The sequence below is a fragment of the Streptomyces triticagri genome, from assembly GCF_003429565.1.
Taxonomy (GTDB): Bacteria; Actinomycetota; Actinomycetes; order Streptomycetales; family Streptomycetaceae; genus Streptomyces; species Streptomyces triticagri.
Genome location: NZ_QUAK01000122.1, coordinates 20,122 through 35,636, shown reverse-complemented (window position 1 = coordinate 35,636; position 15,515 = coordinate 20,122). Strand labels below are relative to the sequence as shown.

General features: G+C 70.3%; 16 protein-coding genes. 7 read left to right on the top strand and 9 right to left on the bottom strand.

The window, feature by feature from the left end; all coding sequences use genetic code 11:
• Window position 1 precedes the first annotated feature (1 nt).
• Both DY218_RS23225 and DY218_RS23220 read right to left on the bottom strand, forming a co-directional pair.
• Window positions 2–628: a DUF6230 family protein gene (locus DY218_RS23225; protein ID WP_128558080.1), complete on the bottom strand. Its 627-nt coding sequence runs from the start codon at window positions 626–628 to the stop codon at window positions 2–4.
• Between the two features lie 675 nt (window positions 629–1,303).
• Window positions 1,304–2,278, bottom strand: coding sequence for a tetratricopeptide repeat protein (locus tag DY218_RS23220; protein WP_128558079.1), 975 nt, complete (start codon window positions 2,276–2,278; stop codon window positions 1,304–1,306).
• 424 nt (window positions 2,279–2,702) lie between these two features.
• Here DY218_RS23220 and DY218_RS23215 point away from each other — a divergent pair, with 424 nt between their 5' ends.
• Both DY218_RS23215 and DY218_RS23210 read left to right on the top strand, forming a co-directional pair.
• Window positions 2,703–3,335 (top strand): TetR/AcrR family transcriptional regulator, encoded by a 633-nt coding sequence (locus DY218_RS23215; protein ID WP_128558078.1) that lies wholly within the window; start codon window positions 2,703–2,705, stop codon window positions 3,333–3,335.
• 126 nt (window positions 3,336–3,461) lie between these two features.
• Complete coding sequence (locus tag DY218_RS23210; protein ID WP_128558077.1) at window positions 3,462–4,037, top strand: dihydrofolate reductase family protein; 576 nt, start codon at window positions 3,462–3,464, stop codon at window positions 4,035–4,037.
• 66 nt (window positions 4,038–4,103) lie between these two features.
• On the opposite strand, the gene DY218_RS23205 is transcribed toward DY218_RS23210, so the two are convergent.
• The 4 genes from DY218_RS23205 to DY218_RS23190 all read right to left on the bottom strand — a co-directional run bounded on the left by DY218_RS23205 (window position 4,104) and on the right by DY218_RS23190 (window position 8,105).
• Complete coding sequence (locus DY218_RS23205; protein ID WP_128558076.1) at window positions 4,104–5,804, bottom strand: acyl-CoA mutase large subunit family protein; 1,701 nt, start codon at window positions 5,802–5,804, stop codon at window positions 4,104–4,106.
• 85 nt (window positions 5,805–5,889) lie between these two features.
• Window positions 5,890–6,228 (bottom strand): DUF3817 domain-containing protein, encoded by a 339-nt coding sequence (locus DY218_RS23200; protein ID WP_128558075.1) that lies wholly within the window; start codon window positions 6,226–6,228, stop codon window positions 5,890–5,892.
• Between the two features lie 72 nt (window positions 6,229–6,300).
• Window positions 6,301–6,810 (bottom strand): MarR family winged helix-turn-helix transcriptional regulator, encoded by a 510-nt coding sequence (locus tag DY218_RS23195; protein ID WP_128558074.1) that lies wholly within the window; start codon window positions 6,808–6,810, stop codon window positions 6,301–6,303.
• Window positions 6,811–6,842: 32 nt separating this feature from the next.
• A complete protein-coding gene (locus DY218_RS23190; protein WP_128558073.1) occupies window positions 6,843–8,105 on the bottom strand; it encodes an MFS transporter in 1,263 nt (420 codons plus the stop codon).
• Between the two features lie 117 nt (window positions 8,106–8,222).
• Here DY218_RS23190 and DY218_RS23185 point away from each other — a divergent pair, with 117 nt between their 5' ends.
• Both DY218_RS23185 and DY218_RS23180 read left to right on the top strand, forming a co-directional pair.
• Complete coding sequence (locus DY218_RS23185) at window positions 8,223–9,227, top strand: ArsR/SmtB family transcription factor (RefSeq protein ID WP_128558072.1); 1,005 nt, start codon at window positions 8,223–8,225, stop codon at window positions 9,225–9,227.
• 123 nt (window positions 9,228–9,350) lie between these two features.
• The gene (locus tag DY218_RS23180; protein WP_128558071.1) at window positions 9,351–10,385 is read left to right on the top strand and encodes a glycoside hydrolase family 6 protein; all 1,035 of its coding nucleotides are present in this window, start codon (window positions 9,351–9,353) and stop codon (window positions 10,383–10,385) included.
• Window positions 10,386–10,404: 19 nt separating this feature from the next.
• Here the strand turns inward: DY218_RS23180 and DY218_RS23175 are convergent, their stop codons facing one another.
• The 3 genes from DY218_RS23175 to DY218_RS23165 form a co-directional block, all read right to left on the bottom strand.
• Window positions 10,405–10,923, bottom strand: coding sequence for a DUF1203 domain-containing protein (locus DY218_RS23175; protein ID WP_128558070.1), 519 nt, complete (start codon window positions 10,921–10,923; stop codon window positions 10,405–10,407).
• A gap of 76 nt (window positions 10,924–10,999) precedes the next feature.
• Window positions 11,000–12,790, bottom strand: coding sequence for a glycosyltransferase family 2 protein (locus DY218_RS23170; protein WP_128558069.1), 1,791 nt, complete (start codon window positions 12,788–12,790; stop codon window positions 11,000–11,002).
• A gap of 210 nt (window positions 12,791–13,000) precedes the next feature.
• The gene (locus DY218_RS23165; protein ID WP_128558068.1) at window positions 13,001–13,345 is read right to left on the bottom strand and encodes a DUF3817 domain-containing protein; all 345 of its coding nucleotides are present in this window, start codon (window positions 13,343–13,345) and stop codon (window positions 13,001–13,003) included.
• A 98-nt stretch (window positions 13,346–13,443) separates the two neighbouring features.
• On the opposite strand from DY218_RS23165, the gene DY218_RS23160 reads away from it, so the two are divergent.
• From DY218_RS23160 to DY218_RS23150, 3 genes are read left to right on the top strand one after another with little or no spacing between them, the layout of a single operon-like run.
• Entirely contained in the window at window positions 13,444–14,082 is a 639-nt protein-coding gene (locus DY218_RS23160) for an AIM24 family protein (RefSeq protein WP_128558067.1), read from the top strand.
• Window position 14,083: 1 nt separating this feature from the next.
• The gene (locus DY218_RS23155) at window positions 14,084–14,734 is read left to right on the top strand and encodes an AIM24 family protein (protein WP_128558066.1); all 651 of its coding nucleotides are present in this window, start codon (window positions 14,084–14,086) and stop codon (window positions 14,732–14,734) included.
• On the top strand, window positions 14,731–15,510 hold the full coding sequence (locus tag DY218_RS23150) for an AIM24 family protein (protein WP_128558065.1): 780 nt from the start codon (window positions 14,731–14,733) through the stop codon (window positions 15,508–15,510). Before DY218_RS23155 ends, DY218_RS23150 begins: the two co-directional genes overlap by 4 nt.
• Window positions 15,511–15,515 lie beyond the last annotated feature (5 nt).

Sequence of the window (15,515 nt, the reverse complement as noted above, 5' to 3'; positions counted from 1 at the left end):
CTTAGTAGCACTCCTTCTTGCCCTTGTGCAGCTTCATGCTGAGACCACTCAGCTTGAAGGTGCCGGCGGTGGTCGCCCAAGCGGTCTGCTTGACGTCGGTCAGGACGGCCTGGTCGGCCTCCTGCGCGAACGAGGTCGGGTCCTGCGGCTTCAGGCCCTTGGGGCCCTTGCTCTGCGACCCGGCCGCCACACCGATGTTGATGTTCTTGAACTCGGCGTCGGTGTCGAGCTGAGCGACGTCGAGCACCAGGTTGTCGGCCTTGACCGGCGTACCACCGCCACCAGCGTTCAGCTGGAGCGTGATCGTGCCCACCAGCGGCACGTCCGGCGTGACGACGGACTGGCACATGTTGGTGATGGTGGCGTTCTTGAACCCGGAGACGGCGACCGGGTGGGCCGCCTTCTTCCCGTCCGAGTCGACACCGACGTCGACTCCGCCGTACTGGACGAACCCGTTACCCACGAGCTTGTCGGTCGTCACCTTGAACGACTGACCCGACACACTGAACGATGCCGCGAGCGCACCCTGCGAGAGAGCGACGCCTATCGCGGCAGTCGCCGCGACGCTCGGCACCATGACCACGGCGAACCGCTTCCAACGGGTTCCGCCACGAGCCACGGACTCCATGACTTTCCTCCTTCTCGGACGTACATCTCCGGCCGCGGCTGCTCCCCTCAGGGCTCAGCAGGGCAGGGATGGGAGAAGTGCTACGTCCTCGGGAAGGAGAGCGCCTCGATGCGTCCCGGGCGCAGATGCGTCCGGTCCGCCGGCGATCACCCCCGAGCGACAACCACTGGTCGCGCCTGACTGATCACGCACAACCTGCGGACAGGCCCTGCCGGACGGCAGAGACCCCCCTGTCCAGGACCTTCGGCTGCGCCTCAGGTCCACTCGGTGGGGACCCACGTTTTTGCCCACCCCGAACTGGCTGCCGGAGTACTGCAATGGACCGAGCGTGGCCGATCGTGGTCCATTCGCGGCCCCCGCACAAGGGGGTTCGTTACTCGCTGGTAACGGCTGCATAACCACGACACGACCGCGTGACTTCGTACGGCAACACAGAGTGCACCGAAGGTCGGCCGCGAATCATTTGAATCCGGACTGAAACCGGACGGAATCACGCCACTGGCTTACTCCAAGTAACAGCGACCGCGATTACCAAGTTTTGGTAAAGCGCGGCCGCTGCTCGCCTTCGTCGCCAAATTTTCACAGGCCCCATCAGAACCACTGGTTTAGCGACTGGTCACGATCGGACCTGTCGCACCCGGTTCCGCTTCGCACCCGGGGCGGACGGTGCGTCGATCAGAACAGCGCCCGCGCCAGCGCCGACCGCGCCGCGGCGACCCGGGGATCGTCGGCGCCGACGACCTCGAAGAGTTCCAGAAGGCGCACCCGCGCCGCGTTCCTGTCCTCGCCCGCGGTCCGCTTCACCGTCTCCACGAGCCGCCCGAAGGCGTCCTCGACATGGCCCCCGACGAGATCCAGGTCCGCGGCAGCGATCTGCGCGGGCACATCCGCCGGCTTCTCGGCGGCCTCGGTGCGCACCTGCTGCGGGTCCATCCCCTGGACGCGCTGCAGGAGTTCCGCCTGGGCGAGACCGAGGGTCGCCTCGGTGTTGCCGGGATCGTCGGCGAGGACGTTCTTGTACGCCTGTACGGCGCCGCCGAGATCGCCGGCGTCCAGGGCCTGGACGGCGGCCTCGAGCAGGGCGTCGTAGGGACCGGCCGGCTCCTCGGGCTCCTCGGCCGCCTCCGGGGCCTCCGCGTCGGCGTCCACCGTCAGGCCGGTGAGGCCGAAGCGCTGCTCGCCGACCGCGATCAGCTGGTCGAGCACCTGGCGGATCTCGGGCTCGGGCGAGGCCCCCTGGAAGAGCGGCAGGGCCTGCCCTGCGACCACCGCGAAGACGGCGGGGATGCCCTGGACGCCGAACTGCTGCATCAGCATCTGATTGGCATCGACATCGATCTTGGCCAGTACGAACCGGCCGTTGTACTCGACGGCGAGGCGCTCGAGCAGGGGGCTGAGCTGCTTGCAGGGTTCGCACCACTCGGCCCAGAAGTCGATGACGACGGGCACCTCGGTGGAACGCTGCAGTACGTCGTTCTCGAAGCCGGCCTCGTCGACATCGATCACCAGGCCGGCGGGCGACACGGCGCCGCCGCCGCCCCGCCGTGCGTTCTCGGCGCGCGTCTGCTCCGCCTTCGCCTTGGCCTCCTGGGCCGCCTTCACCGCGGCGAGGTCGACGACTCCGCTCATGGACATGTTCCGTGGCTGCATGAGTACATCCTCCCCCTTCAGCGCGCGGCTGTGAAAAGCACCGTCGAACCGGTCGGAACTCGGACGCTCCGGCGCTCACGCCGTGGTGCGCCCGGACGCAACCGCGGCCCGCCCGCAGCCCCCCGCCGGATTGCGAGGCGTACGGACAGGCCGAGGCCTGGTCCCCGGAGGAAGCAGGCCGTATGGTCCCGAGGAGGACCGTTTGCCCGGTACGGGATCCCCATCCCGCACCAGTGGTCGGCACGGAGTCCCCACTCCGCACCTGTGGTTGCCGCCCGCCGAACAGGCCTCGGCCTCCCGGCAAGCTTTCGCTACGCCTCGTAGCGTATATCCCGAGCGCCCGGCCCGCACATGGTTCGCCGGTGATCTGGCTCACGGATTCCCCGGCGGCCGGACCTACTTACCGGCCGGTATGGTCAGCCGCATGTGCCGCACAACTCCGCGCTCCGGGCGGACGGGACGCCCCCGGAGCGCCGAGGCCGATGCCGCGATCCTGGAGGCGACCCGGACCGCGCTCGTCGACCTCGGCTGGTCGAAGCTGACGATGAGCGATGTCGCCCTGCGCGCGGGCGTCGCCAAGACGACCCTCTACCGGCGCTGGGCGAACAAGAGCGAACTCGTCGTGGACGCCGTCGCCGTCCTCTTCGACGAGCTAGAGATCAGCGACCGGGGCAGCCTCGCGGCCGATGTCGAGGGCGTCGTACGGCAGTTCGCGGAACTGCTCGACCGGCCCGAGGCCCGTACGGCACTGATGGCCGTGGTCGCCGAGTCCACCCGTGACCCGGCCCTGAGGACCCGTATCCGGCGCTCGATCGTGGACCGCCAGAAGCGCCTCGTGCTGCTCGGCAGACAGCGCGCCCAGGCCCGCGGCGAATTGCCCGTGGAGGACGCCGCCACCGCCTCGCGCACCGCGGACCTCATCTTCGACGTGGTCGCGGGCGCCGTGGTGCACCGCTCCCTGGTGAGCGCGGAACCGGTCGACACGGACTGGTCGCGCAGCTTCACCCTGCTGCTGCTCGGCGGCCTGCGGGGCCTCGACGCGGACCGGATCGCCTGAGACCGTCCGTTGCACGGACGCGAGCGTTGAGGACCGCTCAACCGGCCTGTTCCACACCGCTCTTGATGCGCCGGGCGCACTGTCGCCAGACTCGGCCGGGACGACGATCCACGGCAAGGAGTCGCAATGGCACGAGAGCTCGTCCACACCGGATTCATCTCGCTCGACGGGGTGAGCGACTCGCCCGGCGACACGGTCGAGGGCCACCGCAGCGGCGGCTGGGTGGCCCGCACCGAGTTCGTACCGGAGTCCTTCGCGCTGAAGGGCGAGGAACTGAGCGAGACCACGGCCCTGATGTTCGGGCGGCGCAGCTACCAGGCCTTCGCGCCCGTCTGGCCCGGCTCCGAGGACCACGCGGCGTACAAGGACCTGCCGAAGTACGTCGTCTCCTCGACGCTCGACGAGGGCGAACTCGTCGGCGACTGGGGGCAGATCACCGTACTGCGCTCCGAGAAGGACGTGGCCCGGCTCAAGGAGGGCGAGGGCGGTCCCGTCTTCATCCACGGCAGCGGCGAGCTGACCCGGCGGCTTGCCGACGCGGATCTGATCGACCGCTACAACCTGCTGGTCTTCCCCGTGCTGCTCGGCGCGGGCAAGAGCATCTTCGGCCGCGCCGACCGGGACCAGCAGAACCTGCGCCTGCGCGAGTCCGAGGCGTACTCCAACGGCATCGTGAAGCTCGTGTACGACGTGCTGCACTGACGGCTTTCGGGGTGGGCGGGGCACGCAACGGGCCCCGCCCACACCCCCGTTCAGAAGCCCGCCGGCTCAGAAGCCCGCCGGCTCCGTGTACACGCCCCACTCGTCGCGCAGTACGTCGCAGATCTCGCCGAGGGTCGCCTCGGCGCGGACCGCGTCCAGCATCGGGGCGATCATGTTCGCCCCCTCGCGGGCGGCCGTCAGCATCGCGTCCAGACAGGTCCGTACGCGCGCCTCGTCCCGGCCGGACTTGCGGTCGGCGAGGACGCGCACCTGCTCGCGCTCCACCTCGTGGCTGACCCGCAGGATCTCCAGGTCGCCGGTGACCGAGCCGTGGTGCACATTGACCCCGACGACCCGCTTGTCGCCCTTCTCCAGGGCCTGTTGGTACTGGAAGGCGGCCTCGGCGATCTCGCCGGTGAACCAGCCGTCCTCGATGCCGCGCAGGATCCCTGAAGTGATCGGCCCGACGGGGTGCTTGCCGTCCGGGTGGGCCCGCAGCCCGCGCTCCTTGATCTGCTCGAAGATCCGCTCCGCGTCCGCCTCGATGCGGTCGGTCAGCTGCTCGATGTACCAGGAACCGCCGAGCGGATCCGCCACATTGGCCACCCCGGTCTCCTCCATCAGGACCTGCTGGGTGCGCAGCGCGATCTCCGCGGCCTGCTCGCTGGGCAGCGCGAGGGTCTCGTCCAGGGCGTTGGTGTGCAGCGAGTTGGTGCCGCCGAGTACCGCGGCGAGTGCCTCCACGGCGGTACGGACCACGTTGTTGTACGGCTGCTGGGCGGTGAGCGAGACGCCGGCCGTCTGGGTGTGGAAGCGCAGCCACTGCGCCTTGTCGGTCCTCGCGCCGTAGACGTCCCGCAGCCAGCGTGCCCAGATCCTGCGCGCGGCACGGAACTTGGCGATCTCCTCGAAGAAATCCACGTGCGCGTCGAAGAAGAAGCTGAGGCCGGGCGCGAAGACGTCCACGTCCAGCCCGCGGGAGAGCCCGAGCTCCACGTATCCGAAGCCGTCCGCGAGGGTGTACGCGAGCTCCTGCGCGGCCGTGGAGCCGGCCTCGCGGATGTGGTAGCCGGAGACCGAGAGCGGCTTGTACGCCGGGATGTCCCGGGCGCAGTACTCCATCAGGTCGCCGATCAGGCGCAGATGCGGCTCGGGGCCGAAGAGCCACTCCTTCTGCGCGATGTACTCCTTGAAGATGTCGGTCTGCAGTGTGCCGTTGAGCACGCCCGGGTCGACGCCCTGGCGCTCGGCGGCGACCAGGTACATGCAGAAGACGGGGACGGCCGGGCCGGAGATCGTCATCGAGGTGGTGACGTCCGCGAGCGGGATGTCCTTGAACAGGACCTCCATGTCGGCGGCCGAGTCGATGGCGACGCCGCAGTGCCCGACCTCGCCGAGCGAGCGGGGGTCGTCGGAGTCGCGGCCCATCAGGGTCGGCATGTCGAAGGCCACGGAGAGTCCGCCGCCGCCGTTCGCCAGGATGGTGCGGTAGCGCTCGTTGGTCTGCTCCGCGTTCCCGAAGCCGGCGAACTGGCGGATGGTCCAGGTACGGCCGCGGTAGCCGGTCGGGTGCAGGCCGCGGGTGAAGGGGTACTCCCCGGGCCAGCCGATGCGCTCGAAGCCCTCGTACGTATCACCGTCCCGCGGCCCGTAGACCGGCTCGACGGGATCGCCGGAGAGCGTGGAGAAGTCCGCGTCGCGCTTGCGTGCGGCGTCGAACCGGTCCTGCCAGCGGCGGCGGCCTTCTTCGATGGCGTGAGCGTCCATACCTTCGAATTTACTTGGACGTCCTAGTAAATGTCGATGGCGGACGGCGGCGAGTTCTCCGCACGACTCGCCGCCCGGGGAGCTGTTACGCCTTGGCTGTCGCCGTCGAACCGTCCGTGACCAGCGGTTCCAGCTCCCGCGACAGCTTGCGCTCGACGAAGAAGGCCGCGGTCGGAATGGTCCCGGCGATCAGCACCCACAGCTGGCGGGCCACCGGAAGCTTCGCCTTGGAGCCGACGTCGAAGGCCATCACCAGGTACACGACGTACAGCCAGCCGTGCGCGATGCTGACGACCCGGGTGAAGTCGGCCGCGCCGTCCACGTCCAGGAGGTACTTGGCGATCATGCCGAGGACCAGGAGGATCAGCAGGACGCCGGTGACGTAGGCCATCACGCGGTAGCGGGTCAGGACGCTGCGTTTCATGCCGTCGAGCGTAACCGGGCGGATCGGGCGATCTTCGGCCGGGTCGGACGCTGCCGGCGGCCGTCCCGTCGCTCAGGCCTCGTCGAAGTCGTGGGCCGCCACCCGCAGCGGCCGCAGCATCGCGAAGATCTCCCCGCACTCCTCCGCGTCGTACGCCCCGAGGCCGAAGTCCATCGCCATCAGGTCGGCGGTCGCCGCGTCGACGACCTCGCGGCCCTTGTCGGTGATGGTGGCCAGGGTGCCGCGGCCGTCGTTCGGATTCGGGCGCTTGTCGACCAGGCCGGACTTCACCAGGCGGTCCACCGTGTTCGTGACCGAGGTGGGGTGCACCATCAGACGCTCGCCGATCTTGGACATGGGGAGCTCGCCGGACTTGGAGAAGGTGAGCAGGACCAGCGCCTCGTAGCGGGCGAAGGTCAGACCGTACGGCTTGACCGTCGCGTCGACCTCGGCGAGCAGGATCTGATGGGCGCGCATGATCGAGGTGATCGCGGCCATCGAGGGCACGGCTCCCCACCGCTGCTGCCACAGTTCGTCGGCTCGGGCGATGGGGTCGAAGGGGAGGCTGAGCGGCTTCGGCACGGGGCCGACCCTACCGGTCGGTCATATGTCGGTCAGCCCCGTCTCGCAGTTCGGTCGCCGCCGCTCTCGCGGCCGGCCGGCACGGCTCCCGCACGGCGGGCCTCCAGGACCAGACAGAGCGCACACAGCGTGCCGAGGGCTCCCGCCCCGGCCAGTGTCAGATGTACGGGGACGAACTCCGCGGCCAGACCGGCCAGGGCCATCCCGATGCCCTGCACGGTCATCAGGCCGGCGGTCATCAGCGTCATCGCCCGCCCCTTGAGCTCCTCGGGCACCGCCGCCACGAACCACCGGTCGAGCCCGATCCCGTACGCCGCCGCCGCGCCCGCGAGGGTGAGCAGGACGAGGGCGAACGCCAGGCCGGGCCGGGCGGCGTACAGCAGGAAGGGCAGCAGTCCGGCGCCCGCGAGCGGGAGCACGATGCGTGAGCGGGTGCGCGGACTCAGGCGCGAGCCGGCGAACAGCTCGGCGGCGATGTGCCCGACCGGCATCGCGCACATCAGCAGACCGATCGCCGCCGGCCCGGCCCCGATGGCGTCCGCGTACGGGGCGGCCAGCGCCTCCGGCGCGACCACGAACATCGGCTGCACCCAGAACAACAGCATCAGGACGCGCACCCGCCGGTCGCCGAACAGCTGCCGGGCACCGGACAGCGAGGACCGCAGCAGCGCTCCGTCGTCCGCGGTACGGGCGCGGGCCGGCCGGCGCCGGGTGCCGCAGCGAAGCAGCGTGGCCGAGCAGAGGAAGGTGACGAGGGTGATGCCGAGGGCGCCGCGCGGCGCGACCACGGTGAGCAGCAGTCCGCCGAGTCCGAAGCCGGCGAGCACGGCGCTCTGCGAGACGATCCGCAGCAACGAGCGGCCGAGCACGAAGAGTTCGCCCTCGCCGAGGATGTCCGTGAGCGCCGCCGTCCGCGTACCGGTGAAGACCGGCGAGATGCCCGCCACCAGGCAGCGCAGGGCGAGCAGGCCGGCGACCGGAGTGCCGGGCAGCACCATCACGGCGATGCAGCCGGCGCAGAGCAGATCGCAGACGACCAGGACCCGGCGGGCGGGGTAGCGGTCGGCGACGCCCGCGAAGAGGGTGCCGCCGACGACGTACGGCAGGAAGCCGAGCGCGAAGGTGAGCGCGCTGAGTAGGGGTGACCCGGTGAGGTCGTGGACGAGCACGGTCAGGGCGAGCTCGCAGACGACGACGCCGAGCAGCGAGAGGAGATGCGCGGCGAAGACGGCGCGGAACTCGCGCACGGCGAACACGGGCCGGTAGCCCCGGGGGTGGGATGCGGTCGGCGGCATGGGGACGAGCGTGGCTGCGGCGATCCGTGGGCTCCAGAGTTTCGTCCTGAGCCGAAACTCGGTGGGCGGCCGGCGTCCTGGAGGGCAGGGTGGCCGGGCGCAGGAAGGGAGACGGCGGTGGCCAATCGGCTGCACTTCGGACCGGAGGACTTGCTCCGCTGCCGCTTCGCGGTGTCGCCGCTGTGGGAGACGCAGGAAGCGGTCCGCATGCTGTCCCGGCCCGAGCGGTACGGGTACCACAAGGCGTGGCTGCGGCGGATCAGGGAGGCGGCGGCCGGGCTGGATCTGCGGCCGCTGTGGCTGCTCATGCCGCAGCGCGGGTACGCCCCGGACTTCTTCTGTCTGGCGCCGGCCGGTCCCGAGCCGTCCTTCGAGGAGGAGATCGCGCGGGTGCGCGCGACGCCGGCCGATGCGGCGCACACCGACATCCGCCTGGCGCTCGCCGACACCCCGGGAGCGCTCGATTCGGCGACCGGCCGGGCGATGCTCGCGGACCCGGAGCAGGCGGTGCGGGATCTGGCCGATCTGCTCGAGAAGACCTGGCGGCTGCTGGTCGAGCCGGAGTGGCCGCGGCTGCGGGCGCTGCTCGCGGCGGACGTGGCGTACCACTCGCGGCGCCTGGCGCAGGTGGGCTTCGAGCGGGTGGTCGGCGAGCTGAGCCCGCGACTGAGCTGGACGGACTCGACGCTGACGATCGCGGGCCCGGCGGCACACCACGAGCGGGTGCTGGGCGGCCAGGGGCTCGTCCTGATGCCGAGCGTCTTCGCCTGGCCGAATGTGGTCAGCGGGTACGAGCCGCCCTGGCAGCCGGCCGTGATCTATCCGGCGCGCGGCATCGGCAGCCTGTGGACGGCGACGCCCGATGTCGCACCGGACGCGCTGGCCCGATTGCTCGGCCGGACCAGGGCGGACGTGCTCTGCGCCCTCGACGAGCCGGCCGGCACCAGCGCTCTCGCCCGGCGCCTCGGCCTTGCGCTGTCCTCCGTCTCCGGCCATCTGCAGGTCCTCCGGTCGGCGGGTCTGCTCACCTCACGGAGGTACGGGCACGAGGTTCTGTACGAACGCACCGCGCTCGGCATCGCCCTTGCGACCGGCGGCAGTTCGGGCACCGGCCGCGACTGAGAGGCCGCTGACCAGCAGTGTCACGACGAGCGCGGACTGTGACCGACATGTAACGCTTGTCCGGTTCCAGCCGCACGTTCCAGCCGTGCGTTCCAGCCGCGCGCCGTCGCCCAAGGGGGCCGCATGACCGCCCGCTTCTTCCGTTCGCACCGCCGTGGGACCGTCGTGGTCTCCGCATGCGCCCTTCTCACTCTCGCCCTCGGCTGCTCGGCCGAGGAGCAGCCGAATCCCAGGGACGCCGAGCAGGCCGCAGCCGTGGGCGAGGCCTCGGGACCACCGCAGTCACCGTTCTGGGTCGACCCGGACAGCGCGGCCGCCCAGCAGGTGAAGCAGTGGAAGGCGGACGGCCGCACCGAGGACGCCGAGCTGATCCGGCGCATCGCCGACCAGCCGAGCGCGGTGTGGCCGGCCGGGGACGACCCCGGTCCCGCGATCAAGGCGGCCCGTGAGGGCGCCTCGAAGACCGGCCGCACCGCGGTGCTCGTCGCGTACAACATCCCGCACCGTGACTGCGGTCAGCACTCGGCCGGCGGAGCGACCAGCGAGGAGTTCTACCGGCAGTGGATCGGTGCCTTCGCCGACAACATCGAGGACGCCAAGGCCCTGGTGATCCTGGAGCCGGACGCGCTGCCGCACGTGGCGGACGGCTGCACACCGGCCGAGTACCACGAGCAGCGCTTCCGGCTGATGTCGGAGGCCGTCGACCGGCTGAAGAAGCAGCCGAACGTCAAGGTGTATCTGGACGCCGGCAACCCGGCCTGGATCACCGACCCCGGGAAACTGGCCCAGCCGCTGTGGCAGGCGGGCCTGGCCAAGGCCGACGGCTTCGCCCTGAACGTCTCCAACTTCCAGCTCGACGCGACGAACAAGGAGTACGGCCGGCAACTCTCCAAGCTGGTCGGCGACAAGCACTTCGTGATCGACACCAGCCGCAACGGCAACGGGCCGCTGTCCGGCGCCCCGGGCGAGGCCTGGTGCAATCCGCCGGGCCGCGCGCTCGGCGCCAGGCCCAGCACGGACACCGGCGACCCGCTGGTCGACGCGTATCTGTGGATCAAGCGGCCGGGCGAGTCCGACGGCGCCTGCCGCGGCGGGCCGCAGGCCGGGCGCTGGTGGCCGGAGTACGCCCTCTCGCTGGCGCGCAACAGCAAGGCCTGAGCAGCTCGCGGGGCGCCGGTCAGGGCCGCCGCACCTCGAACATGAAGCAGCCGTACTCGAGCGCCCGCACATGGACCAGGGCCACCGACGGGTCGGCGAAGGCCTCGTCGAAGGCCTTCTCGAAGCCGGCCGCCGCGTCCTCGGGGATCTCCAGGAGGCGGCCGCCGGCGATGCGTCCGGCCGTGTCGTAGCGGCGGACGGTGCGCAGGGCCCCGGGCCGCGCGAAGGGGAACTCCGTTCTCCCGCGCGGCCCTTCGCATGGCTCGGCGTGGATGAAGACGGGGCCGGCCTCGTCGTACGCACCCGGGTCCGCGCCGGTCTCGGCGGCCCAGCGGCGCAGCGGGGCGTAACTGACGAGGGCGATGCGCTCGCCGGGCGCCACCGGGCGCAGACAGCAGCGCAGGGGGCTGCCGACAGAGTCCATCGGGATGCCGTCCTCGGTGGCCGTGAAGGGCCGCAGCGGGCGGCCGGAGTCGTCGCGTGTCCGCAGCTCGTCGAGTACGCCGGCCGGAACGGGGCGTGCTTCGTAGGTGCTCATACGGCAAGCATCCGCGCCCGGACTCCGGCCCACCGGCGGAATTCGGACGCGGCGCTCGGCGCAGGTGCTGTGCCGGTCAACGGCCCCCGGAGGAACTGCTGCCGACCGTGGCGCCCGCGCTCACCGTGGCGTGCTCCGGCTCCGGGGCCGGCAGGGCGGCCAGTACGTGCTCGGTCGCACGGGCCCGGCGCTCGCGGCGTTCCTTGAGCTCTCCGTACCCCCAGATGGTGACCGGGGCCAGTGAGATCACCAGGGCCAGGGTGGCCCAGGTGCGCATGGCGACATGGGTGTGGTCGAGCACCAGGGAGGCGGCGAGGGAGGTGGCGATCAGCACCGCCCAGCCCAGATGGATCCGGAAGGTCTGCAGCCGGTCCGGGCTGGCGTCGTTTCCCTTGGGGGTGACCACGAAGCGGCTGGGCCGGCGCAGCACCGCCTCGCCGAGCGACTTGAGGTAGATGGGCGCCGACAGCGCGGACATCGCCATGCCGGCGAGTCCGCCGGAGCCCTCCGGTTCGTGCGGCGAGACGTTGTGCCGGCGGTTCCAGAGATAGAGGCCGACCTGCAGGGCGGCGGCGTCCGTGTAGAGCATCAGCCAGATGGAGGCGGCGACCTGCGTGCCGGAGGCGCCGAACCACAGGAAGAGTCCGCAACTGAGCACGCCGAGCATCCAGTTGACCGCGGTCATCGGGTAGTAGACGAGCATCAGGGAGTAGTTGAAGAAGCGCCCGGGCGGCATCCGGAAGAACGCCTTGCGGTACTGCTTGAAGAGCGTCTCGTACGTGCCCCGGGACCAGCGCAGCTGCTGGGTGAAGAAGTCGGTCCAGGAGGCCGGGCCCTCGCCGACGGCGAGCACGTCCGGGGTATATACGGACCGCCAGTACTTGCGGGTGCGGGGATTGCGGGTGCGGTGCAGCTCGAAGCCGGTGGCCATGTCCTCGGTGATCGAGTCGTAGAGGCCGCCGACCTGCTTGACCGCGGAGATGCGTACGGCGTTGTTGGTGCCGACGAACATGGGGGCGCGGTAGCAGTTGCCGGCCCGCTGGATCAGCGCGTGGAAGAGGAACTGCTGGGACTCGGCGGCCTTGGTGACGGCCCCGTCGTAGTTGCCGTAGACCTGCGGGCCGACGACGAAGGCGACGTCCGGGTCGCGGAAGTATCCGAGCATCCGCTCCAGGAAGTTGGGCTGCGGCACATGGTCGGTGTCGACGGAGGCGAAGAACTCGTACTCGCCGCCGTGCATGGCGATCCAGGCGTTGTAGTTGCCGTGCTTGGTCTTGGCCTTGTGGACGCCGGAGGCGCGGTTCCATTCGGGGACGCCGGAGCGGGTGAAGTGGCGGACGCCGAGCTCGGCGCAGAGCGCCTTGGCGGTGGCGTCGTCGCCCTCGTCCAGGAGCCAGACGTCGAAGGGTCCGTCGTGCCGCATCCGTATCGCGCCCTCGAGGGTGGCGCGGACCATGGATATCGGCTCCTTGCCCGGCACGTACGTGGTGATGAAGGCGACGCGGGTGCCGGGCTCGGGCGGGACGGGTATCGGGTCGCGGGCGACGAGGGTGGCGTGCGCAATCGAGACCACGTTGACGACCATGAACAGCTCGATCAAGCCGATGGCTATCAGCATCGTCGCGTCGAGCACGACCAGCCAGCTGTCGGCGCCCTCGCGCTGAGTCCAGTGCGAGGGCCAGACCAGATACAGCAGGAGCGCCGCGGTGAGCAGCGGCGCCAGCAGCATCAGCAGGACGGCGCGTATTCGGTGCGGCTCGGTGGAGAGCAGTCGCCGGTACTGCACGCGGTAGGCGCCGGTGCCGGGGTCCTGGAAGGGACCGGCGAGCGTGCTGTGGGTTTCGTAGTCGTAGCCCTCGGGCCGCACAGCGCCCTCCAACCTGATCGACGAACCGATATCCCCACAAAAGGGGAGATATACCGGCGTGTCGACCGGAGGTCGGCCGAGCGAGGGGCTTTTGCCGCAACACGTCCCGTACGGCCCATGGGAGTTGCGTGTGGAGCCCGTCCGGCGATTGAGGACAAGGCGCCCTGTGCCGGGGCAGGGCGAGAAACCCGAACCCCCAGCCGGGAGGCGCTACGCTCCGACTACGCCCTCACGCCGCGCGCGCGAGGCGATGACCGCGGACTCCGCCTCCGCCTTCAGCTTGCGGTCGGCGAAGAAGCCGCCCGTCGGCAGGACCGACAGGACGAAGTAGAGCGCGGCCCGCTTGAAGTCCCACTTCGCCTTGGACCAGGCGTCCAGCCAGAAGATCACGTACAGCACGAAGAGGATGCCGTGGATGGCGCCCATCACCGGGACCGCGTTGAAGTCCGTGGTGCGCTTGAGCACCGAGCAGACGAGCAGCAGCAGGAAGGACACGGCCTCGGGGGCCGAGACCAGGCGGAGGCGGCGCAGGGCGGATGCGGTCTTGATGTCCACGGGTCACCTTCGGGTGAAGAGGGATCGGGGTTCCTTCAGGGTACGGATCGTCCTCCGGGCCCCTGTCAGCGGGATGCCCGCCCGGCTACCGTCTTGACGTGGCTCAGTTCCGACTCCAAGGCAGCAAGGTGCTCGCCGTCGACATGTCCGGCGACTCCGTGAAGGCGAAGAACGGCGCGATGGTGGCGTACGACGGCACCATGGCGTTCAAGAAGCTGACCGGCGGCGGTGAGGGCCTGCGCGGCATGGTGACCCGCCGGCTCACCGGCGAGCAGATGACGATCATGGAGGTGAAGGGCCAGGGCACCTGCTGGTTCGCGGACCGCGCCGCCGAGATCAATCTGGTCTCGCTGGCCGGCGACAAGCTCTATGTCGAGTCCAGCAATCTGCTCTGCGCCGACAGCTCGCTGCGCACCGGCACCACCTTCACCGGCCTGCGCGGCGCCTCGCAGGGCAACGGCCTGTTCACCACCACCGTCGAGGGCACCGGCCAGGTCGCGCTGATGTCCGACGGCACCGCGGTGGTGCTGCGCGTGACGCCGCAGTACCCGCTGATCGTCGACCCGGGGGCGTACATCGCACATCAGGGGAATGTCCGGCAGTCCTTCCAGTCCGGCGTGAGCTTCCGCACCTTCATGGGCGAGGGCTCCGGCGAATCCTTCCAGATCCGCTTCGAGGGCGACGGACTCGTGTACGTACAGCCCAGCGAGCGCAACACGATCGGCGGGGAGATCTGAGATGCCCTTCCGCGAGGTCAACTCGAAGATGGTGGAGGCCACGATCGTGCCCGGGCAGCGGATGTTCTCGCAGCGCGGCGCGATGCTGGCGTACCGGGGCGAGGTGTCGTTCACGCCCAATGTGCAGGGCGGCCAGGGCGGCGTGATGTCGATGATCGGCCGCCGGGTGGCGAACGAGGCGACGCCGCTGATGACGGTGGAAGGCAGTGGCACCGTGATGTTCGGGCACGGCGGCCACCACATCCAGGTGATCAATCTGTCCGGGGACACCCTCTTCGTGGAGGCGGACCGGCTGCTCGCCTTCGACGGCACCCTGGAGCAGGGCACGGTCTTCCTCGGCTCGCAGGGCGGTGTGATGGGCATGGTCCGCGGACAGGTGAGCGGCCAGGGCCTGTTCACCACGACCCTCAAGGGGCACGGAGCGGTCGCGGTGATGGCGCACGGCGGGGTGCTCGAGGTCCCGATCACCCCGCAGCACCCGGTCCATGTCGACCCACAGGCGTACGTCGCCCACCACGGGGACGTGACCAACAAGCTCTCGACCGCGCTCGGTTGGCGCGACATGGTCGGCCGCGGCTCCGGCGAGGCCTTCCAGCTGCAGCTGTCCGGCAGCGGCGCGGTGTACGTCCAGGCCTCGGAGGAGAAGCTGTGAACGGCCCGGTGATCCACGACCCGACGACCCTGCCGGTCGACGACAACGTCAACGACTACACCTTCTGCGTGGAGCTCAAGGGCAGCCAGTGGTTCCTGCAGAAGGGGAAGATGATCGCCTACTACGGGCAGGTCGACTTCCACGGCATCGGGCACGGCCCGCTGGACCGGCTGGTGCGTACGAGCTTCCATTCGCCCCTTCACGCGAGCGACTGGGTGGTGGCCCAGGGCAGCGGCAAGATGCTCCTCGCGGACCGGGCCTTCGATGTGAACTCGTACGACCTCGACGACGGCAATCTGACCGTTCGCTCGGGCAATCTGCTCGCTTTTCAGCCAAGTCTCTCGTTGAAGCAGTCGATCGTGCCGGGCTTTCTGACCCTGATCGGCACGGGCAAGTTCGTGGCCGCGTCCAACGGCCCGGTGGTGTTCATGGAACCGCCCCTGCGGGTGGACCCGCAGGCCCTGGTCGGCTGGGCCGACTGCCCCTCGCCCTGCCACCACTACGACCACGGCTATCTGCGCGGTGTACTCGGTGGCGTACGGGCCCTGACCGGCATCGGCGGGACCTCGGGCGAGGAGCACCAGTTCGAGTTCGTGGGGGCCGGCACGGTGCTGCTGCAGTCCACCGAGACCCTGCTGCCCGACCAGGCGACGGGAGTCGTCCCGGGGCAGGCGGGAGTGCCGGGAGGACAGGGTGGGCGGGGGTCCGCGGGGCGCTCGGGGGTACCGAGGGTTCCCGGCCAAGGCGGGGACCTCCAGCGTCGCTTCGGGCTGTGAGCGGT

What these genes read in the sequence shown, in the direction of transcription:
- DY218_RS23220 (WP_128558079.1), bottom strand. Translation starts at nt 2,278, where the DNA reads ATGCAGCCACGGAACATGTCCATGAGCGGAGTCGTCGACCTCGCCGCG.
- DY218_RS23155 (WP_128558066.1), top strand. Translation starts at nt 14,084, where the DNA reads ATGCCCTTCCGCGAGGTCAACTCGAAGATGGTGGAGGCCACGATCGTG.
- DY218_RS23215 (WP_128558078.1), top strand. Translation starts at nt 2,703, where the DNA reads ATGTGCCGCACAACTCCGCGCTCCGGGCGGACGGGACGCCCCCGGAGC.
- DY218_RS23200 (WP_128558075.1), bottom strand. Translation starts at nt 6,228, where the DNA reads ATGAAACGCAGCGTCCTGACCCGCTACCGCGTGATGGCCTACGTCACC.
- DY218_RS23180 (WP_128558071.1), top strand. Translation starts at nt 9,351, where the DNA reads ATGACCGCCCGCTTCTTCCGTTCGCACCGCCGTGGGACCGTCGTGGTC.
- DY218_RS23190 (WP_128558073.1), bottom strand. Translation starts at nt 8,105, where the DNA reads ATGCCGCCGACCGCATCCCACCCCCGGGGCTACCGGCCCGTGTTCGCC.
- DY218_RS23205 (WP_128558076.1), bottom strand. Translation starts at nt 5,804, where the DNA reads ATGGACGCTCACGCCATCGAAGAAGGCCGCCGCCGCTGGCAGGACCGG.
- DY218_RS23210 (WP_128558077.1), top strand. Translation starts at nt 3,462, where the DNA reads ATGGCACGAGAGCTCGTCCACACCGGATTCATCTCGCTCGACGGGGTG.
- DY218_RS23175 (WP_128558070.1), bottom strand. Translation starts at nt 10,923, where the DNA reads ATGAGCACCTACGAAGCACGCCCCGTTCCGGCCGGCGTACTCGACGAG.
- DY218_RS23225 (WP_128558080.1), bottom strand. Translation starts at nt 628, where the DNA reads ATGGAGTCCGTGGCTCGTGGCGGAACCCGTTGGAAGCGGTTCGCCGTG.